Origin of the sequence: Streptomyces sp. NPDC049627 (assembly GCF_044465645.1) — a bacterium.
GTDB lineage: Bacteria > Actinomycetota > Actinomycetes > Streptomycetales > Streptomycetaceae > Streptomyces.
The window spans coordinates 61,744-87,220 of the sequence record NZ_JBITLW010000019.1 but is presented as its reverse complement, the minus strand read 5'-3'; the positions used below and the strand labels follow the sequence as shown (position 1 = coordinate 87,220).

At 70.6% G+C, this 25,477-nt stretch carries 19 protein-coding genes and 1 pseudogene; 10 read left to right on the top strand and 10 right to left on the bottom strand.

The window, feature by feature from the left end; genetic code table 11:
* Positions 1–38 precede the first annotated feature (38 nt).
* Genes ACIBU0_RS39640 through ACIBU0_RS39630 form a run of 3 tightly spaced genes read right to left on the bottom strand, consistent with a single transcriptional unit; the run spans position 39 to position 4,550 of the window.
* A complete protein-coding gene (locus tag ACIBU0_RS39640; protein ID WP_398828525.1) occupies positions 39–1,994 on the bottom strand; it encodes a substrate-binding domain-containing protein in 1,956 nt (651 codons plus the stop codon).
* A complete protein-coding gene (locus ACIBU0_RS39635) occupies positions 1,984–3,537 on the bottom strand; it encodes a sugar ABC transporter ATP-binding protein (protein ID WP_398828523.1) in 1,554 nt (517 codons plus the stop codon). The genes ACIBU0_RS39640 and ACIBU0_RS39635 overlap by 11 nt, the downstream gene beginning before the upstream one ends.
* Entirely contained in the window at positions 3,534–4,550 is a 1,017-nt protein-coding gene (locus tag ACIBU0_RS39630; RefSeq protein ID WP_398828521.1) for a LacI family DNA-binding transcriptional regulator, read from the bottom strand. Before ACIBU0_RS39630 ends, ACIBU0_RS39635 begins: the two co-directional genes overlap by 4 nt.
* A 278-nt stretch (positions 4,551–4,828) precedes the next feature.
* On the opposite strand from ACIBU0_RS39630, the gene ACIBU0_RS39625 reads away from it, so the two are divergent.
* The 3 genes from ACIBU0_RS39625 (at position 4,829) to ACIBU0_RS39615 (ending at position 8,905) form a co-directional block, all read left to right on the top strand.
* Entirely contained in the window at positions 4,829–5,038 is a 210-nt protein-coding gene (locus tag ACIBU0_RS39625; protein WP_398828520.1) for a hypothetical protein, read from the top strand.
* A gap of 51 nt (positions 5,039–5,089) precedes the next feature.
* The gene (locus tag ACIBU0_RS39620) at positions 5,090–7,351 is read left to right on the top strand and encodes an ATP-dependent RecD-like DNA helicase (protein WP_398828518.1); all 2,262 of its coding nucleotides are present in this window, start codon (positions 5,090–5,092) and stop codon (positions 7,349–7,351) included.
* 264 nt (positions 7,352–7,615) lie between these two features.
* Positions 7,616–8,905: a citrate synthase gene (locus tag ACIBU0_RS39615; protein WP_398828516.1), complete on the top strand. Its 1,290-nt coding sequence runs from the start codon at positions 7,616–7,618 to the stop codon at positions 8,903–8,905.
* Between the two features lie 695 nt (positions 8,906–9,600).
* Here the strand turns inward: ACIBU0_RS39615 and ACIBU0_RS39610 are convergent.
* The 3 genes from ACIBU0_RS39610 to ACIBU0_RS39600 form a co-directional block, all read right to left on the bottom strand.
* Positions 9,601–11,919, bottom strand: a complete 2,319-nt coding sequence (locus ACIBU0_RS39610; protein WP_398828513.1) for a heavy metal translocating P-type ATPase — start codon at positions 11,917–11,919, stop codon at positions 9,601–9,603.
* 7 nt (positions 11,920–11,926) lie between these two features.
* Complete coding sequence (locus tag ACIBU0_RS39605) at positions 11,927–12,166, bottom strand: heavy-metal-associated domain-containing protein (protein ID WP_398828511.1); 240 nt, start codon at positions 12,164–12,166, stop codon at positions 11,927–11,929.
* 138 nt (positions 12,167–12,304) lie between these two features.
* Positions 12,305–12,952 carry a TetR family transcriptional regulator gene (locus ACIBU0_RS39600; protein WP_398828509.1) on the bottom strand — a complete coding sequence of 216 codons (648 nt, stop codon included), beginning with the start codon at positions 12,950–12,952 and terminating at the stop codon, positions 12,305–12,307.
* A 124-nt stretch (positions 12,953–13,076) separates the two neighbouring features.
* Between ACIBU0_RS39600 and ACIBU0_RS39595 the strand changes: the two genes are divergently transcribed.
* Together ACIBU0_RS39595 and ACIBU0_RS39590 are read left to right on the top strand one after the other, a co-directional pair.
* Positions 13,077–15,341: an MMPL family transporter gene (locus ACIBU0_RS39595; protein ID WP_398828507.1), complete on the top strand. Its 2,265-nt coding sequence runs from the start codon at positions 13,077–13,079 to the stop codon at positions 15,339–15,341.
* A 232-nt stretch (positions 15,342–15,573) separates the two neighbouring features.
* Positions 15,574–16,617, top strand: coding sequence for a zinc-dependent alcohol dehydrogenase family protein (locus ACIBU0_RS39590; protein WP_398828505.1), 1,044 nt, complete (start codon positions 15,574–15,576; stop codon positions 16,615–16,617).
* On the opposite strand, the gene ACIBU0_RS39585 is transcribed toward ACIBU0_RS39590, so the two are convergent.
* The 4 genes from ACIBU0_RS39585 to ACIBU0_RS39570 all read right to left on the bottom strand — a co-directional run bounded on the left by ACIBU0_RS39585 (position 16,598) and on the right by ACIBU0_RS39570 (position 19,725).
* Positions 16,598–17,161 (bottom strand): GNAT family N-acetyltransferase, encoded by a 564-nt coding sequence (locus ACIBU0_RS39585; protein WP_398828503.1) that lies wholly within the window; start codon positions 17,159–17,161, stop codon positions 16,598–16,600. The two genes, ACIBU0_RS39590 and ACIBU0_RS39585, sit on opposite strands and share 20 nt — an antisense overlap.
* Before the next feature lie 53 nt (positions 17,162–17,214).
* Complete coding sequence (locus ACIBU0_RS39580; RefSeq protein WP_398828501.1) at positions 17,215–17,415, bottom strand: helix-turn-helix transcriptional regulator; 201 nt, start codon at positions 17,413–17,415, stop codon at positions 17,215–17,217.
* 334 nt (positions 17,416–17,749) lie between these two features.
* A complete protein-coding gene (locus tag ACIBU0_RS39575) occupies positions 17,750–18,562 on the bottom strand; it encodes a helix-turn-helix domain-containing protein (protein WP_398828710.1) in 813 nt (270 codons plus the stop codon).
* A 227-nt stretch (positions 18,563–18,789) separates the two neighbouring features.
* On the bottom strand, positions 18,790–19,725 hold the full coding sequence (locus tag ACIBU0_RS39570; RefSeq protein WP_398828499.1) for a sugar phosphate isomerase/epimerase family protein: 936 nt from the start codon (positions 19,723–19,725) through the stop codon (positions 18,790–18,792).
* 123 nt (positions 19,726–19,848) lie between these two features.
* On the opposite strand from ACIBU0_RS39570, the gene iolC reads away from it, so the two are divergent.
* The 5 genes and pseudogenes from iolC to mmsA all read left to right on the top strand — a co-directional run bounded on the left by iolC (position 19,849) and on the right by mmsA (position 25,450).
* A complete protein-coding gene (gene iolC / locus ACIBU0_RS39565) occupies positions 19,849–20,823 on the top strand; it encodes a 5-dehydro-2-deoxygluconokinase (RefSeq protein WP_398828497.1) in 975 nt (324 codons plus the stop codon).
* The gene (locus ACIBU0_RS39560; protein ID WP_398828494.1) at positions 20,820–21,701 is read left to right on the top strand and encodes a deoxyribose-phosphate aldolase; all 882 of its coding nucleotides are present in this window, start codon (positions 20,820–20,822) and stop codon (positions 21,699–21,701) included. Before iolC ends, ACIBU0_RS39560 begins: the two co-directional genes overlap by 4 nt.
* 133 nt (positions 21,702–21,834) lie before the next feature.
* Positions 21,835–21,945 (top strand): annotated as a pseudogene (locus ACIBU0_RS39555) (5-deoxy-glucuronate isomerase); the annotation flags it as partial.
* A 104-nt stretch (positions 21,946–22,049) separates the two neighbouring features.
* Positions 22,050–23,933, top strand: a complete 1,884-nt coding sequence (iolD, locus tag ACIBU0_RS39550) for a 3D-(3,5/4)-trihydroxycyclohexane-1,2-dione acylhydrolase (decyclizing) (RefSeq protein WP_398828492.1) — start codon at positions 22,050–22,052, stop codon at positions 23,931–23,933.
* Between the two features lie 14 nt (positions 23,934–23,947).
* Positions 23,948–25,450, top strand: a complete 1,503-nt coding sequence (mmsA, locus tag ACIBU0_RS39545) for a CoA-acylating methylmalonate-semialdehyde dehydrogenase (protein WP_398828490.1) — start codon at positions 23,948–23,950, stop codon at positions 25,448–25,450.
* Positions 25,451–25,477: the final 27 nt, after the last annotated feature.

The following is a 25,477-nucleotide window of genomic DNA, read 5'->3' as shown; positions in this document are numbered from 1 at the left end:
CTGCAACGGCCGCCCGCCTGTTCGCCGTTCCGCCGATGTCAGCCGCCGAAGCCGGCCACGTTCTCCTTCGTGACCACCTTCACCGGCACCTTGACGGTCTCCTCGACCTTCTTGCCCTCGGCCGCCCGCACCGCGTTGTCCACCGCGATCCGCCCGAGCTGCCTGGGCTGTTGCGCGACGGACGCGTACAGAGTCCCCGCCTCGACCGCCTTCAGGCCGTCCGGGGTGCCGTCGAATCCGACGACCTGGACCGACTTGCCGGCCTTCGAGCCGAGCGCCTTGATCGCGCCGAGCGCCATCTCGTCGTTCTCGGCGAAGACGCCGTCGATGTCGGGGTGGGCCTGGAGGAGGTTGGTCATGACGTCGAGGCCCTTGGTGCGGTCGAAGTCGGCCGGCTGCTTGGCGACGACCTTGATGCCCGGGTAGGCCTTCAGGCCCTCCGCGAAGCCCGCGCCGCGCTCACGGCTGGCGGACGTGCCGGCCTGGCCCTGCAGGATCACGATGGTGCCCTTGCCGCCCAGCTTCTCGGCGAGCGCCCGGGCGCCCAGCTTGCCGCCCTCGATGTTGTCGGAGGCCACCAGCGCCGCCGTGTCGGCCTCGTTGACGCCTCGGTCGACGCCGACGACCGGGATGCCGGCCTTGTTGGCCGCGCGGACCGACGGGCCCGCCGCGTCCGAGTCCACCGGGTTCACGATGATCGAACCGACGCCCTCGGAGGTGAAGTTCTGCAGCTGGTTGGCCTGCTGCGACGCGTCGTTCTGCGCGTCCGTGACGGTCAGGTCGACGCCGAGCTTCTTCGCCTCGGCCTCGGCGCCCGCCCGGATCTGCACGAAGAACGGGTTGTTGAGGGTCGACAGCGACAGGCCGACCTTCCGCGTCGTCGCCGAGGACGAGCCGCTGTGCAGCAGGGACGTGGCACCGACGATCGCCGCCGCGACGACGGCCGCGAGGACGTACGTCGCCGCCTGCCTGCCCCGGTTGCCGGGCGCACCGGCACCCGCCGGCGCGGGGGTCGCCCCAGCCTTGCGCCGCACCGTGTCCAGCAGTACCGCCAGCGCGATGACGACGCCGATGACGACCTGCTGCCAGAAGGCCGACACCGACAGGAGGTTGAGGCCGTTCCTGAGCACCGCGAGGATCAGCGCGCCGATCAGCGTGCCGGAGGCCTTTCCGGTGCCGCCCGCGAGGGAGGCGCCGCCGATGACGACCGCCGCGATGGCGTCGAGCTCGTAGCCCTGCGCGGCCTGCGGCTGCGCGGAGGACAGCCGGGCGGCGAGCACGATGCCCGCGGCGGCGGCGAACAGACCGGAGAACGCGTAGATGGCGAGCTTCTGCTTCCTCACCCGCAGACCGGAGAGGCGGGCCGCCTCCTCGTTGCCGCCGATCGCGTACATCGAGCGGCCGATGTACGTCCGCCCCAGCACGAACGCCGTGATGAGCCCCATACCGACCATGACCAGCACGGGCACCGGCAGCCAGCCGCCGAGGGTGTCGCCGAGGTGCGAGACCGAGTCGGGGAGGGCGATGGGGGAGCCCTGGGAGATCACCAGGGACAGACCGCGCGCGACCGACAGCATGGCCAGCGTCGCGATGAACGGCGGGAGTTTGCCGTACGAGATCAAAAAGCCGTTGACCAGGCCGCACGCTATGCCGGTCGCGACGGCCAGGAGTACGGCGAGGACGACCGGGACGCCTTCCGACGTGGCGCTCCAGGCGAGGACGGTGGCCGACAGGGCGGCGACCGAGCCGACCGACAGGTCGATGCCCGCCGAGACGATGACGAAGGTGACGCCGAAGGCGAGGATGGCGGTCACGGCCGCCTGGACGCCGACGTTGAGGAGGTTGTCGGTCGTCAGGAAGTCGCCGGACAGCGCCGACATCGCGACGACGAGGACGATGAGCGCGGTGAGCGCGCCGTTGTCGAGCAGGATGCGGCGCAGGCCGCCCGAGGCGTCAGGCGCGCCCGTCGTGCTCTTGAGCGTGTCAGTGGCCACGGGAGGCCTCCGTTCCGGTCGTGGTTCCGGTCGTGGTTCCGGTCTTGTGTGGGGTGGGAGCGCTGACGGCGAGCGCCATCACGGCGTCCTGGGTGGCCTCGTCGGCCGCGAGTTCGCCCGCGATCCGGCCCTGCGCCATCACCAGGACGCGGTCGCTCATGCCGAGGACCTCCGGCAGATCGCTGGAGATCATGAGCACGGCGGCGCCCTGGGCGGTGAGTTCATTGATGAGCTGGTAGATCTCGACCTTGGCGCCGACGTCGATGCCGCGCGTCGGCTCGTCGAGGATGAGCACCTTGGTGTCGGCGAGCAGCCACTTGCCGATGACGACCTTCTGCTGGTTGCCGCCGGAGAGCGTGCGCACGTGCTGTCCGAGGCCCGCCATCCGCACGCCCAGCTGCCCGGCGATCCGCGCGGCGGCCTCGCGCTGCCCCTTGAGGTCGACGAGCCCCGCGCGCGTGGCCGAGCGCAGCGTCACCAGGCCCAGGTTCTCCTCGACGGAGGCGTCCAGCACCAGGCCCTGGCCCTTGCGGTCCTCGGGGATGAGGCCGATGCCCGCGGTCATCGCCGCGTTGACGTCGTACTTGGCGACCGAGCTGCCGTCGACCTTCACGGTGCCCTTGTCGTACGGATCGGCCCCGAAGACCGCCCGCACGACCTCGGTCCGCCCGGCGCCGACCAGCCCCGCGATGCCGACCACCTCACCGGCGTGCACCTGGAAGCTCACGTCGTGGAAGACGCCGTCCCTGGTCAGGCCCTCGACGGACAGCAACGCGGCGCCCCTGTCGGCCCGTTCGCGCGGGTACTGCTGCTCGATGGAGCGCCCCACCATCAGCCGTACGAGCTCGTCCTCGGGCGTGGACGCCGGGACCTGCCCGACGCTCCTGCCGTCGCGGATCACGGTCACCCGGTCTCCCAGGGCGGCGATCTCCTCCAGGTGATGCGTGATGAAGACGATCCCGACGCCGTCCTCGCGCAGCTTGCGCACGATCGCGAACAGCCTGTCGACCTCCTCGGAGGTCAGCACGGCCGTCGGCTCGTCCATGATCAGCACACGGGCGTCCAGGCTGAGCGCCTTGGCGATCTCGACCATCTGCAGGCGGGCGATGCCGAGTTCGCGGACACGCGCGCGTGGAGAGACGTCGACGCCGACCCGCTGCAGCAGGACTTCGGCGTCGGCCTCCATCCTCTTGCGGTCGATCATCCCGAAGCGGCGCGGCTGGCGGCCCAGGAAGATGTTCTCCGCGACCGTCAGATCGGGAACCAGGTTGAACTCCTGGTAGATGGTGGCGATCCCGAGGCGCTCGGAGTCCTGCGCACCGTGGATGCGCGTCTCCTTGCCGCCGACCAGGATCCGCCCGGCGTCGGGCGTGTAGGCACCGGAGAGCATCTTGATGAGCGTGCTCTTGCCCGCGCCGTTCTCACCGAGCAGCACATGCACCTCGCCCCGGCGCAGATCGAAGTCGACGCCGTCCAGCGCGACCACGCCCGGGAAGGTCTTGCGTATGCCCTCGATGCGCAGCAACTCGTCCTGGTTGCTCACGACTGGCTCCTGTTCGTTACGGGGTGCTCGCCGCAGGAGCGGCGTACGACGAGATGGGCGGGGAGGGTGACGGACTCGCCGGGCCGTCCCTCGATGCGGTCGACCAGGGCCCGTACGGCGGCCCGGCCCAGTTCGCCGGTCGGCTGGGCGATCGCGGTGATCGGCGGGTCGGTGTGCACGAACCACCGGATGTCGTCGAACGCGGCCAGCGCGATGTCGTCCGGCACGCGCAGCCCACGCGCGCGTACGGCGTCCAGCGCGCCGAGCGCCATCAGGTTGTCGGCCGCGAAGACGACCTCGGGCGGCTCGGGCAGGTCCAGGAACCCGTCGGTGACCCGCCGCCCGCTGTCGGCCTGGAAGTCGCCCTGTCCTATGTAGGCGTCGGGGAGTTCGAGGCCGTACGCGCCGAGCGCCTCCCGGAAGGCCTCGACACGCTCCCGTCCGGTCGTGGTGGCCGCGGGGCCCGCGATGATGGCGAGCCTGCGATGCCCCAGCCCGTGCAGATGCGCGACGAGATCCCGTACGGCGGCCCGCCCGTCCGACCGCACCACCGGCACGTCCACGCCCGGGATCCACCGGTCCACGAAGACCATCGGCGTCCCCGCGCGCGCGGCGTCCAGCATCAGCGGCGAGCCGCCGTCGGTGGGGGAGACCAGCAGGCCGTCGATACGGCGGTCCAGCAGGTTCCGTACGTGGTGGTCCTGGAGGTCGGGCCGTTCGTCGGCGTTGCCGATGATGACGCTGTAGCCGAGCGCGCGGGCCTCCTCCTCGACGGAGCGGGCCAGTTCGGTGAAGTACGGGTTCAGCACGTCGCTGATGACCAGGCCGAGGGTGTGGGTCTGGTCGGTGCGCAGGGAGCGGGCGACGGCGTTCGGGCGGTAGCCCAGGGTCTCGACGGCGGCCAGCACGCGCGCGCGTGCCTCGGAGCTGACCGACGGATGGTCGTTCAGGACGCGCGAGACCGTGGCGACGGAGACACCCGCCTCGGCAGCGACGTCCTTGATGCTCGCCATCGCCGCTCCACCTCCTTGTGGGTCGTTCGATCGGTCGTGTGATCGATACGCGTGGAATCGATTACACCGACGTGTACGGAGGATTGGAATCGATTACACGGGAGTTAATCAAGCCCTCAACCACATCCCGAGACCGGATCGTGATGAGCCGTGCGGCCCGAGCCGCCCAGGTGCCCGGCCGCACTACCTGCCGTGCTTCCGCGCGCCGTTTCCCGTCCGTGCCGCCCGGAGAGCGTTCAGTCACGGCCCCATCCGCACAGCAATGAAGCGAGGCTCCCATGCCCTACCTGCGGCACCGGCTGACCATCGTCACCCTGTCCGTCGTGGCGGTCTTCACCACCGTCCTGCTCGGCAGCGGCCCGGCTTCGGCCCAGGACGTGCAGGGCAGGCTCTGCGCGGACGGAAGCGCGAGCCTCGACGTCGAAGGTGCCCACCTCTCGGTCGGGCGCGGCGCGCAGGACGACTGCGTCAGTTTCGGCGTCGGCTGAGCCGTTGAACGCTCCGGCCCGGCTGTCGGTGCCGGGCGGTACCGTCGGATCATGTCCAATCAGGCGGGGGTCTCCCAGGCGGGCGAGCGGCGACTGGCCACGCTGGAAGGCGTGCTCGAGCGGATCACGTACGCCAACGAGGAGAACGGCTACACGGTCGCCCGCGTCGACACCGGCCGGGGCGGCGGAGACCTCCTCACGGTCGTCGGCGCGCTGCTCGGCGCCCAGGTCGGCGAGTCGCTGCGGATGGAGGGGCGCTGGGGCTCCCACCCGCAGTACGGCAAGCAGTTCACCGTCGAGAACTACACGACCGTCCTGCCGGCCACCGTCCAGGGCATCCGCCGCTATCTCGGCTCGGGCCTGGTCAAGGGCATCGGCCCGGTCTTCGCCGACCGCATCACCCAGCACTTCGGCCTCGACACCCTGAAGATCATCGAGGAGGAGCCCAAGCGGCTCATCGAGGTCCCCGGCCTCGGTCCCAAGCGCACCAAGAAGATCGCCGACGCCTGGGAGGAGCAGAAGGCGATCAAGGAGGTCATGCTCTTCCTCCAGACGGTAGAGGTGTCCACCTCCATCGCCGTGCGCATCTACAAGAAGTACGGCGACGCCTCGATCTCCGTCGTGAAGAACCAGCCGTACCGGCTGGCGGCCGACGTCTGGGGCATCGGCTTCCTCACCGCCGACAAGATCGCCCAGTCCGTCGGCATCCCGCACGACAGCCCGGAGCGCGTCAAGGCGGGCCTGCAGTACGCGCTGTCGCAGGCCACCGACCAGGGCAACTGCTACCTCCCCGAGGAGAAGCTGATCGCGGACGCGGTGAAGCTCCTCCAGGTCGACACCGGGCTCGTCATCGAGTGCCTGGCGGAGCTGGCCCGGGTCCCGGAGGACGGCGGCGACCCCGGTGTCGTACGGGAGAAGGTCCCCGGCCCCGGCGGCGGCTCCGAGGATCCCGTCACCGCCGTCTACCTCGTCCCCTTCCACCGCGCCGAACTCTCCCTCTCCGCCCAGCTGTTGCGCCTGCTGCGCACGGACGAGGACCGGATGCCGGGCTTCCGGGACGTGGCCTGGGACAAGGCGCTGGGCTGGCTGAAGGGGCGCACGGGCGCGGACCTGGCCCCCGAGCAGGAGGCCGCCGTCAAGCTGGCCCTGACGCAGAAGGTCGCGGTCCTGACCGGCGGCCCCGGCTGCGGCAAGTCCTTCACCGTGCGCTCGATCGTGGAGCTGGCCCGCGCCAAGAAGGCCAGGGTCGTGCTGGCCGCCCCCACCGGCCGCGCCGCCAAGCGCCTCGCCGAGCTCACCGGAGCCGAGGCCTCCACCGTCCACCGGCTGCTGGAGCTCAAGCCCGGCGGCGACGCGGCGTACGACAAGGACCGCCCCCTGCAGGCCGACCTGGTGGTGGTCGACGAGGCCTCCATGCTGGACCTGCTGCTCGCCAACAAGCTGGTCAAGGCCGTACCGCCGGGCGCCCATCTGCTCTTCGTGGGAGACGTCGACCAGCTGCCCAGCGTCGGCGCGGGAGAGGTCCTCAGGGACCTGCTCGCCGACGGCAGCCCCCTCCCCGCCGTGCGCCTCACACGCGTGTTCCGGCAGGCCCAGCAGTCCGGCGTGGTGACGAACGCCCACCGGATCAACGCCGGGCAGCACCCCGTCACCGACGGCATGAAGGACTTCTTCCTCTTCGTCGAGGACGACACGGAGGCGGCCGGACGGCTCACGGTGGATGTGGCGGCCCGTCGCATTCCGGCCAAGTTCGGGCTCGACCCGCGCCGGGACGTCCAGGTCCTCGCCCCCATGCACCGCGGCCCGGCCGGCGCGGGCACGCTGAACGGCCTGCTCCAGCAGGCCGTCACCCCCGGACGCCCCGATCTTCCGGAGAAGCGGTTCGGCGGCCGGGTCTTCCGAGTCGGCGACAAGGTCACCCAGATTCGCAACAATTACGAGAAGGGGAAGAACGGTGTCTTCAACGGCACCGTGGGCGTGGTCACCTCGCTCGACCCGGTCGACCAGCGCCTCACGGTGCTGACGGACGAGGACGAGGAGGTCCCGTACGAATTCGACGAACTGGACGAACTGGCGCATGCGTACGCGGTGACCATTCACCGCTCACAGGGAAGTGAATATCCCGCCGTGGTGATCCCCGTCACCACCGGAGCATGGATGATGCTCCAGCGGAACCTGCTGTACACGGCCGTGACCCGCGCCAAGCAACTGGTCGTCCTCGTGGGATCGCGCAAGGCGATCGGCCAGGCCGTGCGCACGGTGTCGGCGGGGCGGCGCTGCACGGCGCTCGACTTCCGGCTCGCGGGCTTCTGAACTGCTTCCGGCCCGCTGCCGGGTCACTCTCCTGACCTGGCGATTCGTGAGACATCGAAAAAAATGATCGATCAAACGAGTCGTGAAGGTCACAGAGCACTTCCAGATGGGGAAAACAGCGGGCAGGATGACAGGTTGGCGGCACTGAGTGCCGCCAATAGGCCCAATGGTCGACCCCGAGTGCACTCTCCTGAGCCGAATGGGGGAGGGTAGAGACAGTCAGGGCAACCTCGAAGATGAGGCACAACGTCGGTGAGGGAAGACGTGAGCGACAACTCTGTAGTACTGCGGTACGGCGACGGCGAGTACACCTACCCGGTGATTGACAGCACCGTCGGCGACAAGGGCTTCGACATCGGCAAACTCCGCGCCCAGACCGGTCTGGTGACGCTGGACAGCGGGTACGGCAACACCGCCGCCTATAAATCCGCCGTCACCTACCTCGACGGCGAGGCGGGCATCCTCCGGTACCGCGGCTACCCGATCGAGCAGCTGGCCGAGCGCTCCACCTTCCTGGAGGTCGCCTACCTGCTGATCAACGGCGAGCTGCCGACCGTCGACGAGCTCTCGACGTTCAAGAACGACATCACGCAGCACACCCTGCTGCACGAGGACGTCAAGAACTTCTACAAGGGCTTCCCGCGTGACGCCCACCCGATGGCCATGCTGTCGTCGGTCGTCTCGGCGCTGTCCACCTTCTACCAGGACAGCCACAACCCGTTCGACGAGACGCAGCGCAACCTCTCCACGATCCGTCTGCTCGCCAAGCTCCCGACGATCGCGGCGTACGCGTACAAGAAGTCGATCGGCCACCCGTTCGTCTACCCGCGCAACGACCTCGGTTACGTCGAGAACTTCCTGCGTATGACCTTCTCGGTGCCGGCGCAGGAGTACGAGCTCGACCCGATCGTCGTCTCCGCCCTGGACAAGCTGCTGATCCTGCACGCGGACCACGAGCAGAACTGTTCGACGTCGACGGTCCGCCTGGTCGGCTCGTCCCAGGCCAACATGTTCGCGTCGATCTCGGCCGGCATCAACGCGCTGTGGGGCCCGCTGCACGGCGGTGCCAACCAGTCCGTGCTGGAGATGCTGGAGGGCATCCGCGACGCCGGCGGCGACGTCGACTCCTTCATCCGCAAGGTGAAGAACAAGGAGGACGGCGTCCGTCTGATGGGCTTCGGCCACCGGGTCTACAAGAACTTCGACCCGCGCGCCAAGATCATCAAGGCCGCCGCGCACGACGTCCTCTCGGCCCTCGGCAAGTCCGACGAGCTGCTGGACATCGCCCTGAAGCTGGAGGAGCACGCGCTCTCCGACGACTACTTCGTCTCGCGCAGCCTCTACCCGAACGTCGACTTCTACACCGGCCTGATCTACCGCGCCATGGGCTTCCCGACCGAGATGTTCACGGTCCTCTTCGCCCTCGGCCGCCTGCCGGGCTGGATCGCCCAGTGGCACGAGATGATCAAGGAGCCGGGTTCGCGCATCGGCCGCCCGCGCCAGATCTACACGGGTGTGGTGGAGCGCGACTTCGTGCCGGTGGAAGAGCGCTGACACCAGTCGGTTGGGGGCTGCTAGGTTCGGGGCGACTGTTCCGACCTGAGGGGCGCGGGGCCGTATCGATATGCGGCTCCGCCGCGCGGGCGCGACCAGCCCCCACCGGCCGGTAGCCGGGAGAGGACCTGGAGTCCCACGAGCCCCCCGGTTCCATCCGCGAAGCGAAAGGCGCCCTGGCGCCGGTCCCCCCACGGGCCGACGTCCAGGGCGCCTTCCCATGTCCCGGTGCGGATTCCCCCCACGGGATCCGGCCGGGCGTCTGAGAGAGCAGCGCCTGAATCGCTGTCTTTCGGTACTGCGTTGAGCAGAACGAGCAAAACTCGACGTACTCATCTATGCGGTTCTCTGTGCGATCTGCCGGGACAGCGCACGCTCGGGAGGGCCGCTCAAAGCTTCCCTACGCACGTGCCCCGGCAACGCAACTCTGAGGAAGTCCCCCAAGACATCCCCAGATGCCAGTAAGCGCCCCCCAAGACGCTGCCTGACATCGTCAACTTAGACCTTCGAACCCCTTCGATGGTTACGTTCACATCACTGTGATCTGCGTCTCTTGCATATGTCCGTTAGATGCGCAAGAGCCCCGATATGGCGATCGAGACCCAAGCGTAAGGACGATGCGCGAGTCTTGTGAAGAGCTTATGTGAGCCGGGCGTCGGACTCCAGAGGGGCCCAGTGGGGTTCTTACTGGGAATTCACCGGAACGTCCGTAGTCGCAGGCTGTTCGTCACCACGAACACCGACGAGAACGCCATCGCCGCCCCCGCGATCATCGGGTTCAGCAACCCCGCCGCGGCCAGCGGCAACGCGGCGACGTTGTACCCGAAGGCCCAGACGAGGTTTCCCTTGATCGTGCCCAGCGTCCTGCGGGAGAGCCGGATCGCGTCGGCCGCCACCCGCAGATCCCCGCGCACCAGCGTCAGATCGCCCGCCTCGATCGCCGCGTCCGTTCCCGTCCCCATGGCGAGACCCAGATCGGCGGTGGCGAGCGCGGCCGCGTCGTTGACGCCGTCGCCGACCATGGCTACGGACCGCCCCTCGCGCTGCAGCCGCCGTACCGCCTCGACCTTGTCCTCGGGCAGGACCTCCGCGATCACCTGATCGACGCCGACCGCCTGCGCCACCGCCTCGGCGACCGCCCGGTTGTCCCCGGTCAGCAGCACCGGAGTGAGCCCCAGCGCCCGCAGCTCGCGCACCGCCTCGGCGCTGGTCTCCTTCACCGCGTCCGCGACGGCGACGACACCGCGAGCCGCTCCGTCCCAGCCGACCACGACGGCCGTACGACCGCCCCTCTCGGCCTCTTCCCCGGCGCGGGCGAGCTCGGTGGGCAGCGCCTCGAAAAGGCGCCCCACGGCCACCTCATGGCCCTCCACGCGCCCGCGTACGCCGCGCCCGGGCACGTTCTCGAACTGTGTGACCTCCGGCAGCCGGCCGAGCCGCTCCTGCGCGCCCGCGGCGATCGCCCGGGCGACGGGATGCTCCGATGCGTGCTCGACGGCGCCCGCGAGCCGCAGCACCTGCTCCTCGGTGGTGCCTTCCGCGGCGTACACCTGCTGCAGGGTCATGCGGCCGGTGGTGACCGTGCCGGTCTTGTCCAGGACGACGGTGTCGACCCGGCGCGTGGACTCCAGCACCTCGGGACCCTTGATGAGGATGCCGAGCTGTGCCCCGCGTCCCGTGCCGACCATCAGGGCCGTGGGCGTGGCAAGGCCCAGGGCGCACGGGCAGGCGATGATCAGTACTGCGACGGCCGCGGTGAACGCGGCGACGGTGTCGTCGGTGGTGCCGAGCCAGGCCCCGAAGGTGGCGACCGCGAGGACGATGACCGCGGGTACGAAGACCGCGGAGATGCGGTCGGCGAGCCGCTGCACCTCGGCCTTGCCGTTCTGCGCCTCCTCCACCAGCTGCGCCATCCGCGCGAGCCGGGTGTCGGCGCCGACCCGGGTCGCCTCGACGACGAGCCGCCCGCCCGCGTTGACCGTCGCACCGGTGACCACATCGCCGACCGTCACGTCCACCGGCACCGACTCACCGGTCAGCATGGAGGCGTCCACCGCGGAGGTGCCCTCGACGACGGTGCCGTCGGTGGCGATCTTCTCGCCGGGCCGGACGACGAACCGGTCGCCGACGCTCAGCCGGTCGATGGGAATCCGCATCTCGCGCCCGTCCCGCAGCACGGACACGTCCTTCGCGCCGAGCTCCATCAGGGCGCGCAGTGCGGCTCCCGCGCGTCGCTTGGCACGAGCCTCCAGATAGCGGCCGAGGAGGATGAAGGTGACGACCCCGGAGGCCACTTCGAGGTAGATCTGCGAGGCGCCGTCCACGCGCGCGACGGTGAACTCGAAGTCGTCGCGCATGCCGGTCATGCCGGCGTCCCCGAAGAACAGCGCCCACAGGGACCACGCGTAGGCCGCCAGCGTGCCCAGGGAGACCAGCGTGTCCATGGTCGCCGCGCCGTGCCGGGCGTTGGTGAACGCGGCCCGGTGGAAGGGCAGCCCGCCCCAGACGACGACCGGCGAGGCGAGGGTGAGGGCGAGCCACTGCCAGTTGTCGAACTGCAGCGCCGGGATCATCGACAGCAGGACGACGGGTACGGCGAGCAGGGCGGAGACGATGAACCGGTGGCGGTAGGAGGCCAGTTCGGGATCTTCCGGAGTCTCCTGCGGCTCTCGCGGCTCGTGCGGGGCGGGCTGCGGAGGCGTCGGTTCCTCGGCCGTGTACCCCGTCTTCTGCACCGTGGCGATCAGGTCGGCGACCTGGATGCCCGCGGGATAACTGACCTTCGCCTTCTCCGTCGCGTAGTTCACCGTGGCGGTGACGCCGTCCATCCGGTTGAGCTTCTTCTCGACGCGGGCGGCGCAGGAGGCGCAGGTCATGCCGCCGATGAGCAGCTCGACCGAGGAGGTGCCGGCGGGCGTGCCGGAGGCGTGGGCGGTCGCGCCGGGGGTGCCGGCGGGCCCGCCGGGCGTGTCGGCCGCTCCGGTTATCGGCGGTTGGTCGGTGGTGCGGGGCATGGCAGGCTCAGATCTTGGCGACCAGCTCGAAGCCCGCCTCGTCGACGGCCGCGCGCACCGCCTCTTCGTCCAGCGGGGCCACGGAGACGACGGTGACCTCGCCGGTCGAGGCGACGGCCTTCACCGAGCTGACGCCGGGGAGTTCGGAGATCTCGCCGGATACGGCACCCTCGCAGTGCCCGCAGCTCATGCCGCTCACCTTGTAGACGGCGGTGACGGAACCCGGGGTGTCGGTCTGGGCGCTCATGTCGTTCTCCTCGTCGGGGCATGTGGGGCCGAGGGGGTCCACGGGGCCTCCCTTATCCCACGCTATACCCCTGCGGGGTATTTCCCAAAGAGGGGTCCGCGGTGGCCGGACGAGTGCACGGCGGGGCGGCCTCTCGCTTCAGGGTGAGCCCGGGTGTCCGAGCCGGTCGCCCACGAGGGGGTCGAGGTAGCGGACCAGGGCGTTCTTCAGTTCCCGGATGTAGGCCTCACGCTCGGCGCCCTCGTGGGCCAGGATCAGCTCCAGCCCCGCCTTGTACAGACCCAGGCACATGTGTGCGATCCGGGTGAGGTCGGCCGGCGGGGTGTCCGGCAGGAGCGAGGAGAGCAGCCCCCCGATCCGGGCGAGCAGGGTCGCGTGCAGGGCGTCGTGCTCCTCGGTGATGCGGCCGGGGATGTCGGGGCCGTGCATCAGGGCGAAGAACACCGGGTGCTCGCAGTTGAAGGCGATGAACCGGTCGACGGCCGAGCCGACCGCCTCCTCCAGGGGAGTCGCGGGGTCGACCGGCGCGAGCGCCTCGCCGTACGTCTCACGCATCTCGTGCATGAGCCGGTCGCCCAGCTCGATCGCGATCGCTTCCTTGTTCGGGAAGAACTGGTACAGCGTGCCCGGTGAGACGCCCGCCTCGCGGGCGATGGCGTTGGTGCTGGCGGCCGTGTAGCCGGTGGTGGTGAAGACGGTGGCCGCGGCCTGAAGCAGCTGGGCGATACGGCGCTCGCCGCGGGCCTGGCGGCGGCGCGGCTGTTCCTTCTCCTGGTTGTCGGGCACGCGTTATCCCCAGCTCTCCGAACATGATTGACAAACGCGAGTGGTCGCTCGCATTCTAGAAAAACGCGAGCGACGTCTCGTGTTTGCCAGCTTACGGTTTCCACGGTGAAGGGGACACCGCACCATGACCGAAGTCAACAGCCCACCCGATGTCGGCGGCTGGACCCGTTTCGTCACCGCCCGTCCCAGGCTGTCGCTGCTCGCGGCCCTGGTGCTGACCGTCCTCGCCGTGCTGGCGGGCAGCGGGGTCGCGGACCGGCTGGGAGCCGGCGGCTGGGAGGACCCCGACGCCGAATCCACGTACGCGACCAAGGCACTGGAGCGCGAGTTCCCGGACTCCCAGCCCAACCTGCTGCTGCTGGTCGACTCGGGCCGTGCCTCGGTGGACGACCCGGCGGTCGCCGCGGAGGCGCGCCGCATCACCGCACGCCTGGCCGGCGAGCAGGGCGTCACGGGCGTCAGCTCCTACTGGCAGGCCGACCCTTCCACGGCCCCCGGCCTTCGCGCGAAGGACGGCCACGAGGCACTGATCGCCGCCCGCATCACCGGCGACGAGAAGGAGATGGGCGAGACCCTGGACCGCCTCGCGCCCGCGTTCCGGGGCACGCACGGCCCGGTGGACGTCGGCATCGGCGGCCCGGTCGCCGTGCGGCACGAGATGCAGACCGTCATCCAGGAGGACCTCACCCGCGCCGAGGTGATCGCCCTGCCGGTGACCCTGGTGCTGCTGGTGATGGTCTTCGGCAGCGCGGTCGCCGCCCTGCTGCCCCTCGGCATCGGCATCGTCGCCATCCTCGGCACGAACGCGGTGCTGCGCGGCCTGACCGAGTTCACCGACGTGTCGGTCTTCGCGATGAACCTCACCACGGCCCTCGGCCTCGGCCTCGCCATCGACTACGCCCTGTTCATCGTCCGCCGCTTCCGCGAGGAACTCACCACCGGCGCCGACCCCTTGGCCGCGGTCGGTACGACTTTGCGCACGGCCGGCCGCACCGTCCTCTTCTCCGCCCTGACGGTCGCCGTGTCCCTCGCGGCGATGCTGCTCTTCCCGCAGTACTTCCTGCGCTCCTTCGCCTACGCCGGGATCGCCGTGGTGCTGCTGGCCGCGGCGGCCGCGCTGATCCTGCTCCCGGCGGCACTGGTGCTGCTCGGCCACCGGGTCAACTCCCTGGACCTGCGCCGCCTGCTGCGGCGCGGGCGCCCGAAGCCGTCCGAGGAGGCAGCGGAGGCCACCGACGGCACGGGCACCACCGACGGCACGGTGGCCACCCAGGGCAGGGCCTGGACCCGCACGGCGAACCTCGTCATGCGCCGCGCCCCGTTCTTCGCCCTGGGCACCACCGCCGTTTTGGTCCTGCTCGGACTGCCTTTCCTGGGCGTGAAGTTCGGCACCGCCGACGACCGCCAGCTGCCGTCGAGCGCCGAGTCCCATGTCGTGCAGCAGCACATCCGCGACGGCTTCCCGGGCAGCCCCGGCGGCGGCCTGGAAGTGTTCGCCGAGGGACGGGCCACGCAGGCGCAGTACGCCGACTACAAGGAGCGGATCGCCGCGCTCCCCGAGGTGCTCCGGGTCGACGGACCACTGGTGAAGGGCGACGCGGCGTACTTCACGGTGCTGCCCAAGGGCGAGGCCGTGGACGACCCGGCCCAGCGCCTGGTCGGCGAACTGCGCGCCACCCAGGCGCCGTTCGACACCGAGGTGACCGGCGCGGCGGCCGTCCTGGTCGACTCCAAGGACGCGATAGCCGAACGCCTGCCCCTGGCGGCCGCCTTCATCGCGATCGTCACCCTGCTGCTGGTGTTCCTGCTGACGGGCAGCGTGCTCATACCGATCCAGGCGGTCGTGCTCAACGCACTGAGCCTGACGGCGATGTTCGGCGCGGTGGTCTGGGTCTTCCAGGACGGCCACCTGTCCGGCCTGCTCGGCTTCACCAGCCCCGGCTCGATCGAGACGACCCTCCCGGTGCTGATGTTCTGCGTCGCCTTCGGCCTGTCGATGGACTACGGCGTGTTCCTGCTCTCCCGCATCAAGGAGGAGTACGACGCGACAGGCGACCACGACCAGGCGGTCCGCCACGGGCTGCAACGCACCGGAGGCCTGATCACCGCGGCCGCCGTGATCCTCGCGGTGGTGATGGTCGCGATAGGCACCTCCCGGGTGACCAACACCAAGATGCTCGGCCTCGGTATCGCCCTGGCGGTACTGATGGACGCGATGATCGTCCGCAGCCTCCTGGTCCCGGCGGTCATGCGCCTCACGGGGCGGGCCACCTGGTGGGCGCCTGGGCCGCTGAGGCGGTTCCATGAGCGGTTCGGGTTGAGCGAGTCCGACGGCACATCGGCGCCGGTCGCGGTCGAGGAGCGGGACAAGGTGGGGGTGGGCGGCTAGCGTTCAGCTGGACATGATGATCTCCGCGGACGGCAGCGTCGACACGGCCAACGGCCACGGCCCACCAACCTGCGCTGTGCCGACGACACCGGCCGTGAGGGAGCTGGAGGGGCGCGCCGGTGTCGAGAGGGCGAACGCGCGGAGGCGCGAAGCGCCGAGCACGATCGCCCTCTCGACACCGGCATGTGGCGCCCCGCAGGCGACCGAACCATTCAAAGGGCGAGGGTGAGCGATGCGCGCGGTGGTGTTCGAGCGGTTCGGGGAACCGGCCGAGGTACGTGAGGTGGCCGACCCGGACCCCGCCCCCCACGGAGTGACCGTGCGCGTCGAGGCAACGGGGCTGTGCCGCAGTGACTGGCACGGCTGGCAGGGCCACGACCCGGACATCGCGCTGCCGCATGTGCCCGGCCATGAACTCGCCGGTGTCGTCGAGGCGGTGGGCGACCGGGTGACCGGCTGGCGCCCCGGCGACCGGGTCACGGTGCCCTTCGTGTGCGCCTGTGGCAGCTGCGCGGCGTGTGCGGCGGGCGACCAGCAGGTGTGCGAGCGCCAGACCCAGCCCGGCTTCACGCACTGGGGCTCCTTCGCGCAGTACGTGGCGCTGGACCACGCCGACGTGAACCTCGTCGCCGTGCCGGAGGGCATGTCCTTCGCGACGGCGGCCTCGCTCGGCTGCCGGTTCGCCACGGCGTTCCGGGCGGTCGTGCAGCAGGGCCGGGTGGCGGCGGGGGAGTGGGTCGCGGTGCACGGCTGCGGCGGGGTCGGCCTGTCGGCGGTGATGATCGCGGCGGCGTCCGGCGCGCGGGTCGTCGCGGTGGACGTCTCACCGCAGGCCCTGGACCTGGCGCGGAAGTTCGGAGCGGCGGAGTGCGTGGACGCGTCGAGCGTGCCGGACACGGCGGCCGCGGTCCGCACGCTGACCGGCGGCGGCGTCCATCTCTCCCTGGACGCCCTCGGCTCCCCCGCCACCTGCGCCGCCTCCGTCAACGGGCTGCGCCGCCGGGGCCGCCACATCCAGGTGGGCCTGCTGCCCTCGACGTCCGGCACCACCCCCGTTCCCATGGCCCGCGCGATCGCCCTCGAACTGGAACTCCTGGGCAGCCACGGCATGGCGGCGCACACCTACCCGCCGATGCTGGAGCTGGTGCGTGCGGGGGTGCTGCGGCCGGATCTGCTGGTGACGTCGACGATCCCGCTGGACGCGGTGCCGTCGGCACTGGCGGCGATGGGGACGGGGCCGGGGGCGGGGGTGACGGTCATCGAGCCGTGGAGCTGAGGGCGGCCCACTCGTGGTCGAGGATGGCCATGAGGATCTCGTCGACCCACTCGCCGTCGCGCAGCTGGACATCCCGGCGCACGCCCTCGACCACGAAGCCGACCTTCTTGTACACGTGCAGGGCCCGGTGGTTGAAGCCGTAGGCGCCCAACTGGATGCGGTGCAGGCCGAGTTGCTCGAAGCCGTGGCCGACGATCAGCCGGGCGGCCTCGGTGCCGATGCCCCGGCCGCGGCCGCGGGGGCCGATGAGCGTGCGGAACGTGCAGCACCGGGCGGCCGGATCCCATCCGCACAGGACGACTTCGCCGAGCACCTCGCCGGTCGCCCGGTCCGTGACGGCGAGGTCGAGGCGGTCGGACTGCTCGGACCGGGAGCCGTACCAGGACCGCAGCCGCTCCTGGGTGAGCTCGGTGCCGGGGTCGAAGGCGAAGTGCAGGACCTCCGGGTCCGTGACGATCTCCCACATGACCTCGGCGTCGGCTGCACGGAACGGCCGGAGCACGGTCTTCTCACCGGTGAGCGTGGGTTGGACGGAGAAGTTCATGGGGTCACTGTGCCCCACGGCGAAGAGTGGGGCACAGGCGGTGTGACGGGAGGTCAGTCCACCCTCCGGCCGCGGTTACTGGGACGGGACGCCACCCAGGCCCGGACGGTGTCGGGGTACCAGAAGGGCTTGCCGCCCTCCACATGGTCCGGCGGCGGCAGCAGCCCGTGTTTGCGGTACGACCGCACGGTGTCCGGCTGCACCTTGATGTGTGCCGCGATCTCTTTGTAGGACCAGAGCAGTCGGTCGGTCATCGGTTGCACCTCCCCGCGCGCGCAGCGGCGGCGACCAGGGGCGGTCGTCGGGGGGACCGTTGCGCTGCGCTGGTGATCACAGAGCCTGTGACCGGTCAACGACAGGGAGTGAGGAAGGGGGAGGGGCCGTGCGCGGGCGTGACGCGAGGCCCACGTACATGTGACATCCGTGACGGGAAGGGGGCGTTTGTGACGCACGTGGTGCAAAACCGCTGTGCCGCTGGACCGCGTACGCGCACCGCAGCAGACGGTGGGCCGGACCCGCTGCGCCGGGCCCGGCCCACCAGCTCCCCCGCCTCCCTGTGGCTCGTTCGCCGAGGGCCACAGACTGCATTCAGCCAAGCTCGCGGGTCTTGGAAAAATGCGCACTGCGGTCGGATGCGAGGACAAGACTCGTCGCCTCGCCTGCCAGTCGGTCCGATGCCGGCGTCCCGGCCGGCACCTCTCGTGCCGCCGTGAACTCGCGTGGCGTGCACCCCGTCATCGCCTTGAACTCGCCGCTCAGGTGCGCCTGGTCGTAGAACCCGCAGGCCGCCGCCGTCTCCGCCTGCCCGCGCCCCGCCGCGAGCAGCCGACGCGCCCGTTGTAGCCGCAGCACGCGGGCCGCGGCCTTCGGGCCCAGCCCGATCTGCTCCCGGAACCGGTTCTCCAGGTGCCGTACGCTCCACCCCACCTCGTCGGCGAGCCGCGGCACCGGCACCGCACCCCCCGTACGCACCAGTTCCGCCCAGGCCCGCACCACCCGGCCCGAACACGGCGTCCCCGCCTGCGACCACCGTGCGAACACGTCGTCGAGCAGCCCGAACCGATCCGTCCAGGTCGGCAACGCGGCCAGCGCGGCGGCGAGTTCACCGATGCGTGTGTGCAGGGCGTGCGGCAGCTCGTCGGGATCGACGGTCCGATTGGCCAGCTCGTACTGCGGCGTCCCGAACAACGTGAACGCCGCCCAGGGCATCAACAGCACCTCGATCCCGGCGAGTCGACCACTGTGCTCGCCGACGGCCGGGGTGGTCGTGGGTCCGCAGTAGACGGAGACGAGCGTGTCCGGGGGGTGGCCGGCGCGCGTGATGCGTACCGGTTCGTCAAAACCGAGGAGCAACGTCGCCGCACCGATCGGCGCCTCAAGTCGCCGCCGCGGCCGTGCCAGAGCGAGCCGCACCCCGCGGTAACTGATCACACCGGGCCGCACCCGAGGATGGGGCAGCCCGAGAGCGACCTCCCAGGCTCCCCAGGGCCCATGCCCCGACCGAACACGAACGGGACTAGTCATCGCCCCATGCTGCAACACCCTCAGGGGCGCGGGGAACTGCGCGACAAGCCACGAACGACCCGCACTCGCCCCATCACAGAACCCGGCAGATCAGTAGGCGCTCGTCACGCCCCGCAGCTCCGAAGAAACGCCCGCGTCCGCAGAGCGATCGGCAGCGGAGCGTCCGGCTCGCACGGATACATGTCCTGCTCGACAATCGCGAACAGATCCACATCCAGCTTCCCCGCAGCCTCCAGCACCGGCCCCAACGCAGGCACCCCCGAAGGCGGCTCACACATCACGCCCTGTGCGACGGCCGGCCCGAACGGCGTCCCCTTGGCCCGGACGTCCGCAAGGATCTCGGGGTCGACCTGCTTGAGATGCAGGTACCCGATCCGCGACCCGTACGTCTCGATCAGCTTCACGCTGTCCCCACCGCAGTACGCGTAGTGCCCGGTGTCCAGACACAGCGACACCAGACCGGCGTCCGTCCCGTCGAGGAACCGGACGACGTTCTCCTCACTGTCGATGTGCGTGTCGGCATGCGGATGGACGACGATCTGCAGCCCGTATTCCTCCCGCACCCGCTGCCCCAGCCGCTCGGTCAGCGAGGTCAGATTCCGCCACTGCTCCGGCGTCAGCGTGTCCGACTCCAGCACTTCACCGGTCTTGTCGTCCCGCCAGAAGGACGGAATGACGACGAGATGCTTCGCACCCATGGCCTGCGCGAGCACCGCGTTGTCCGCGACATGCGCCCAGGTCTTGTCCCAGACGCCCTCGCCGTGGTGCAGGCCGGTGAACACGGTGCCGGCCGACACCTTGAGACCTCGGCGCGCGACCTCTTCGGAGAGGACCGCCGGATCGGTCGGCAGATACCCGTACGGGCCCAGCTCGATCCACTCGTAGCCGGACTCGGCGACCTCGTCGAGGAAGCGCTGCCAGGGGACCTGCTGGGGATCGTCGGGGAACCACACCCCCCACGAGTCGGGAGCCGACCCGATGCGGATGCGGGAGAGAGCGGAAGAGCCGGAAGAAGGCGACTGAGGTGACAACGACGTCATGCCGGTCAGCCTCCGGGCGAGGGAACCCGCTGTCAAGGTCTGGTCCGAATGTCTGGACAAAACATTGACAGGGCTGTGTGCGGCGGACTACAAAGCCGGGAGAGCCGATACGAAGGGAACGCGATGGCGTACGACCTGATCACCATGGGGCGGATCGGAGTGGACCTCTACCCGCTGCAGACCGGCGTCCCGCTGCCGCAGGTCACGTCCTTCGGTAAGTTCCTCGGCGGCTCGGCGACGAACGTCGCGGTCGCCGCGGCCCGCCTGGGACGGCGCACCGCGGTGATCACCCGCACCGGCGACGACCCCTTCGGCACCTACCTCCACGAGGCCCTGAAGGGCTTCGGCGTCGACGACCGCTGGGTCACCCCGGTCCCTGGTCTGCCCACGCCGGTCACCTTCTGCGAGATCTTCCCGCCCGACGACTTCCCGCTGTACTTCTACCGGCAGCCCAAGGCCCCGGACCTGGAGATCGACGCCCACGAGCTCGACCTCGACGCGATCCGCGACGCCCGCATCTTCTGGATCACCGGCACGGGCCTGAGCGAGGAGCCGAGCCGTACGGCGACGCTCGCGGCCCTCGCCCACCGAGCCAAGTCCGGTACCACGGTCTTCGACCTCGACTGGCGCCCCATGTTCTGGAGCAGTGACACCAGCGGCTCCCGCCGCGGGCCGGAGTCGGCCCGCCCCTTCTACACCGAGGCCCTCAAGCACACCACCGTCGCCGTCGGCAACCTCGACGAGGTGGAGGTCGCGACCGGTGTCCGCGACCCGCACGAAGCCGCCCGCGCCCTCCTCGACGCCGGTGTGGAGCTCGCGGTCGTCAAGCAGGGCCCCAAGGGTGTCCTCGCCGTCAACAGCAAGGGCGAGGCGGCCGAGGTCCCGCCCCTCCCCGTCGACGTCCTCAACGGTCTCGGTGCCGGCGACGCCTTCGGCGGCTCGCTGTGCCACGGGCTCCTCGCCGGCTGGGACCTGGAGAAGATCATGCGGCACGCCAACGCCGCCGGTGCCATCGTCGCCTCCCGCCTGGAGTGCTCCTCCGCGATGCCGACGCCGGACGAGATCGAGGCCGCCATCGCCGCGGGAGTCGTCAAGTGACCGTCGACATCGCGGAACTCGTCCGCCTGCGCACCCAGCGCCCCGAGGCGATCGCCGAGGCCGCGGCCCGCCGCACCCGCAGACCGCTGCTCGGCGACTCCGGCCGGCTGATGATCGTCGCCGCCGACCACCCGGCCCGCGGCGCCCTCGGCGTCGGTGACCGCAAGTTCGCCATGGCCAACCGCGCCGACCTGCTCGAACGCCTCTGCCTGGCGCTGTCCCGCCCCGGCGTCGACGGCGTCCTCGCGACCGCCGACATCCTGGACGACCTGCTCCTCCTCGGCGCCCTCGACGGCAAGGTCGTCATGGGTTCGATGAACCGGGGCGGCCTCCAGGGCGCCAGCTTCGAACTCGACGACCGCTTCACCGGCCACCGCGCCGAGGACATCCAGCGTCTCGGCTTCGACGCCGGCAAGCTGCTCCTGCGGATCGACTACGACGACCCGGGCTCCCTCACCACCCTGGAGTCCACCGCCCGCGCCATCGACGACATGGCCGCGCGACGGCTCCCGGTCTTCGTCGAGCCGTTCATCAGCCACCGCACCCCCGAGGGCAGGGTCAGGAACGACCTGTCCGCCGAGGCCGTCACCAAGTCCATCGCCATCGCCTCGGGCCTCGGCGGCACCTCGGCGTACACCTGGCTGAAGGTGCCGGTCACCGACAACCCCGACGACATGGCCGAGGTCATGGAGACGTCCACGCTGCCCGCCGTGCTGCTCGGCGGCGAGGTCGGCGAGGACCAGGAGGGGGCGTACGAGAAGTGGCGCGGCGCGCTCCAACTGCCCACCGTACGGGGCATGGTGGTCGGCCGTTCGTTGCTGTACCCGGCGGACGGGGACGTTGCCGCCGCGGTGGACACTGCCGTAGGACTGCTGTGAGGTCCCCATGACCACGAGCCGCACGTTCCGCCCCGCAGGGCCCCGAGGCTGCGCAGCCCCGTGGCCCGGCCGCGCGGACGTGGACGGCCATGAACGACCCGCACGACCCGTAGTTCCCCGTCGGCGCCCCCAGCGGAGCGCCGGCGCACCGATCGCCTCCGGCGCGGGTGGCCGCTTTGCTTTGGCAGGAGCGAAGTGCGAGCGAAGACTCCCCGCCCGCTACGGCCCCGCGCCGGAGGTCCCCGACCCGCGCCGTCGAGTCGTACGGGACGGCGGAGCCGTACGGAAGTGGCGGATCCACTTCCGCCCGGACCACACGGTCCGCCCGGACCACACGGAGGGTTACCGATGACCTCAACGACGAGGCTCACGGTCGCACAGGCGCTCGTCCGCTTCCTGTCCGCGCAGTACACCGAGCGCGACGGCGTACGACAGCGTCTGATCGGCGCGACCTGGGGCATCTTCGGCCATGGCAACGTGGCCGGGATCGGGCAGGCGCTCGTCGAGTACGGCGACGAGATGCCGTACCACCAGGGCCGCAACGAACAGGCCATGGTGCACGCGGCGGTCGGCTACGCGCGCCAGTCCAACCGGCTGTCCACGCATGCCGTCACCACCTCCATCGGCCCGGGCGCGACCAACCTCGTCACCGGTGCCGCCCTGGCCACCATCAACCACCTCCCGGTCCTGCTCCTCCCCGGCGACGTCTTCGCCACCCGCCCCGCCGACCCGGTCCTGCAGCAGCTCGAAGTGCCGTGCGCGGGCGATGTGTCGGTCAACGACTGTCTGCGCCCGGTGTCGAAGTACTTCGACCGGATCACCCGCCCGGAAGCCCTGATCCCGTCCGCCCTGAACGCCATGCGGGTGCTGACGGACCCCGTCGAGACCGGCGCGGTGACGCTCGCGCTCCCGCAGGACGTGCAGGCCGAGGCGTACGACTGGCCCGACGGCCTCTTCGCCGAGCGCACCTGGGTCGTACGGCGCCCGGGCGCCGACCCGACGGAACTCGCCGAGGCCGTCCGGGCGATCAGGTCCGCCCGCAGGCCCCTGGTCATCGCGGGCGGCGGCGTCCACCACAGCCGCGCCGAGGAGGCCCTCGCCGAGTTCGCGGAGGCCACCCGCATCCCGGTCGCCTCCACCCAGGCCGGCAAGGGCTCCCTGCGCTTCGACCACCCCCAGGATGTCGGCGGCGTCGGTCACACCGGCACCGCCACCGCCGACGAACTCGCCCGCACCGCCGACCTGGTGATCGGCGTCGGCACGCGCTACACCGACTTCACCACCGCCTCCGGCACCCTGTTCAGCCAACCGGACGTCAGGTTCCTCAACCTGAACATCGCGCCCTTCGACGGCCACAAGCTCGCCGGCATGCCGCTGATCGCGGACGCCCGCAGCGGCCTGATGGAGCTGACCGCGGCCCTGGACATGCACGCGTACCGGGTCGCCGACTCCTACGTCATCGAGTACACCGAGGACAAGGACCGCTGGGAGCACCGCGTCGACGCCTGCTACGAGGCCGACGAGCCGGACGTCCGGCCGACGCAGCCGCAGGTTCTGGGCGCGCTGGACGCGCTCGTCGACGAGACGGACGTGATCATCAACGCGGCCGGCTCCCTCCCCGGCGACCTGCACAAGCTGTGGCGGGCCCGCTCGCGCGACCAGTACCACCTGGAGTACGGCTACTCCTGCATGGGCTACGAGATACCGGCCGCGATCGGCGTGAAGATGGCCGCCCCGGACCGGCCCGTGTGGGCGCTGGTCGGCGACGGCACCTATCTGATGATGCCGACGGAGATCGTGACCGCCGTGCAGGAGGGCGTCGCCATCAAGGTGGTGCTCGTGCAGAACCACGGGTACGCGTCGATCGGCGGCCTGTCGGAGGAGACGGGAGCCGAGCGGTTCGGCACCGCCTACCGCCACCGCGCGGACGACGGCACGTTCACGGGCCCCCCGCTCCCCGTCGACCTGGCCGCCAACGCGGCGAGCCTCGGCATGCGGGTGCTGCGCGCGAAGACCGTGAGCGATCTGCGCGAGGCGCTCGCCGAGGCCCGGGCCGCCGACACTCCCACATGTGTCTACGTCGAGACCCAAACGGCAGACACAGTGTCGGGCGCGCCGCCGGCGCAGGCCTGGTGGGATGTTCCCGTGGCCGAGACCGCGACCCGAGCGTCGGCGGTCAAGGCACGTGAGCTGTACGAACGGCACGTCTCGACCCGACGCCGCCATCTGTGAAGGAGTAACCGGTCATGACGAAGATCGTCAACCACTGGATCGGCGGCAAGGCCGTCGAAGGCGCGTCGGGCACGTTCGGGCCGGTCACCGACCCGGCGACCGGCGCCGTCACCACGAAGGTCGCGTTCGCCTCGGTCGACGAGGTGGACGCGGCGGTCGCGGCCGCCAAGGACGCGTATCTGACCTGGGGCCAGTCCTCGCTGGCCCAGCGCACGTCCATCCTGTTCAAATTCCGGGCGCTGCTGGACGCCCACCGCGACGAGATCGCGGAGCTGATCACCGCCGAGCACGGCAAGGTGCACTCCGACGCCCTCGGTGAGGTGGCCCGTGGCCTGGAGATCGTCGACCTCGCGTGCGGCATCAACGTGCAGCTGAAGGGCGAGCTGTCGACGCAGGTCGCCAGCCGTGTCGACGTGGCCGCGATCCGGCAGCCGCTGGGCGTCGTCGCGGGCATCACGCCGTTCAACTTCCCGGCGATGGTGCCGATGTGGATGTTCCCCCTCGCCATCGCGTGCGGCAACACCTTCGTGCTGAAGCCGAGCGAGAAGGACCCGTCGGCGTCGATCAGGATCGCCGAGCTGCTGGCCGAGGCCGGGCTGCCGGACGGCGTCTTCAACGTCGTGCACGGCGACAAGGTGGCCGTCGACCGCCTGCTGGAGCACCCGGACGTCAAGGCCGTCTCCTTCGTCGGCTCGACCCCGATCGCCCGCTACATCCACACCACCGCCTCCGCCAACGGCAAGCGCGTCCAGGCCCTCGGCGGCGCCAAGAACCACATGCTGGTCCTCCCGGACGCCGACCTGGACGCGGCCGCCGACGCCGCCGTGAGCGCGGCCTACGGCTCGGCGGGCGAGCGCTGCATGGCCATCTCCGCCGTGGTCGCGGTCGGCTCGATCGGCGACGAGCTGGTGGAGAAGATCCGCGAGCGCGCCGAGAAGATCAAGATCGGCCCCGGCAACGACCCCACCTCCGAGATGGGTCCCCTGATCACCGCCGCGCACCGGGACAAGGTGGCCTCCTATGTCACGGGCGCGGCGGCCGAGGGCGCCGAGGTGGTCCTCGACGGCACCGGCTACACCGTCGAGGGCTTCGAGGACGGCCACTGGATCGGCATCTCGCTGCTGGACAAGGTGCCGACCAGCGCGAAGGCCTACCAGGACGAGATCTTCGGCCCGGTGCTGAGTGTGCTGCGTGTGGACACGTACGAGGAGGGCGTGGCCCTCATCAACAACTCGCCGTTCGGCAACGGCACCGCGATCTTCACCCGGGACGGCGGCGCCGCCCGCCGCTTCCAGCTGGAGATCGAGGCCGGCATGGTCGGCGTGAACGTCCCGATCCCGGTCCCCGTCGGCTACCACAGCTTCGGCGGCTGGAAGGACTCCCTCTTCGGCGACCACCACATCTACGGCAACGACGGCACGCACTTCTACACGCGCGGCAAGGTCGTCACGACCCGCTGGCCGGACCCGGCCGACGCTCCCTCCGGCGTCGACCTGGGCTTCCCGCGCAACCACTGAGGTTTTTTCGCTCGGCGCCCTGCGGTT

What these genes read in the sequence shown, in the direction of transcription:
- ACIBU0_RS39585 (WP_398828503.1), bottom strand. Translation starts at nt 17,161, where the DNA reads ATGAACTTCTCCGTCCAACCCACGCTCACCGGTGAGAAGACCGTGCTC.
- ACIBU0_RS39595 (WP_398828507.1), top strand. Translation starts at nt 13,077, where the DNA reads ATGACCGAAGTCAACAGCCCACCCGATGTCGGCGGCTGGACCCGTTTC.
- ACIBU0_RS39620 (WP_398828518.1), top strand. Translation starts at nt 5,090, where the DNA reads ATGTCCAATCAGGCGGGGGTCTCCCAGGCGGGCGAGCGGCGACTGGCC.
- ACIBU0_RS39580 (WP_398828501.1), bottom strand. Translation starts at nt 17,415, where the DNA reads ATGACCGACCGACTGCTCTGGTCCTACAAAGAGATCGCGGCACACATC.
- iolD (WP_398828492.1), top strand. Translation starts at nt 22,050, where the DNA reads ATGACCTCAACGACGAGGCTCACGGTCGCACAGGCGCTCGTCCGCTTC.
- ACIBU0_RS39590 (WP_398828505.1), top strand. Translation starts at nt 15,574, where the DNA reads ATGCGCGCGGTGGTGTTCGAGCGGTTCGGGGAACCGGCCGAGGTACGT.
- ACIBU0_RS39630 (WP_398828521.1), bottom strand. Translation starts at nt 4,550, where the DNA reads ATGGCGAGCATCAAGGACGTCGCTGCCGAGGCGGGTGTCTCCGTCGCC.
- ACIBU0_RS39610 (WP_398828513.1), bottom strand. Translation starts at nt 11,919, where the DNA reads ATGCCCCGCACCACCGACCAACCGCCGATAACCGGAGCGGCCGACACG.
- mmsA (WP_398828490.1), top strand. Translation starts at nt 23,948, where the DNA reads ATGACGAAGATCGTCAACCACTGGATCGGCGGCAAGGCCGTCGAAGGC.
- iolC (WP_398828497.1), top strand. Translation starts at nt 19,849, where the DNA reads ATGGCGTACGACCTGATCACCATGGGGCGGATCGGAGTGGACCTCTAC.
- ACIBU0_RS39570 (WP_398828499.1), bottom strand. Translation starts at nt 19,725, where the DNA reads ATGACGTCGTTGTCACCTCAGTCGCCTTCTTCCGGCTCTTCCGCTCTC.
- ACIBU0_RS39625 (WP_398828520.1), top strand. Translation starts at nt 4,829, where the DNA reads ATGCCCTACCTGCGGCACCGGCTGACCATCGTCACCCTGTCCGTCGTG.
- ACIBU0_RS39605 (WP_398828511.1), bottom strand. Translation starts at nt 12,166, where the DNA reads ATGAGCGCCCAGACCGACACCCCGGGTTCCGTCACCGCCGTCTACAAG.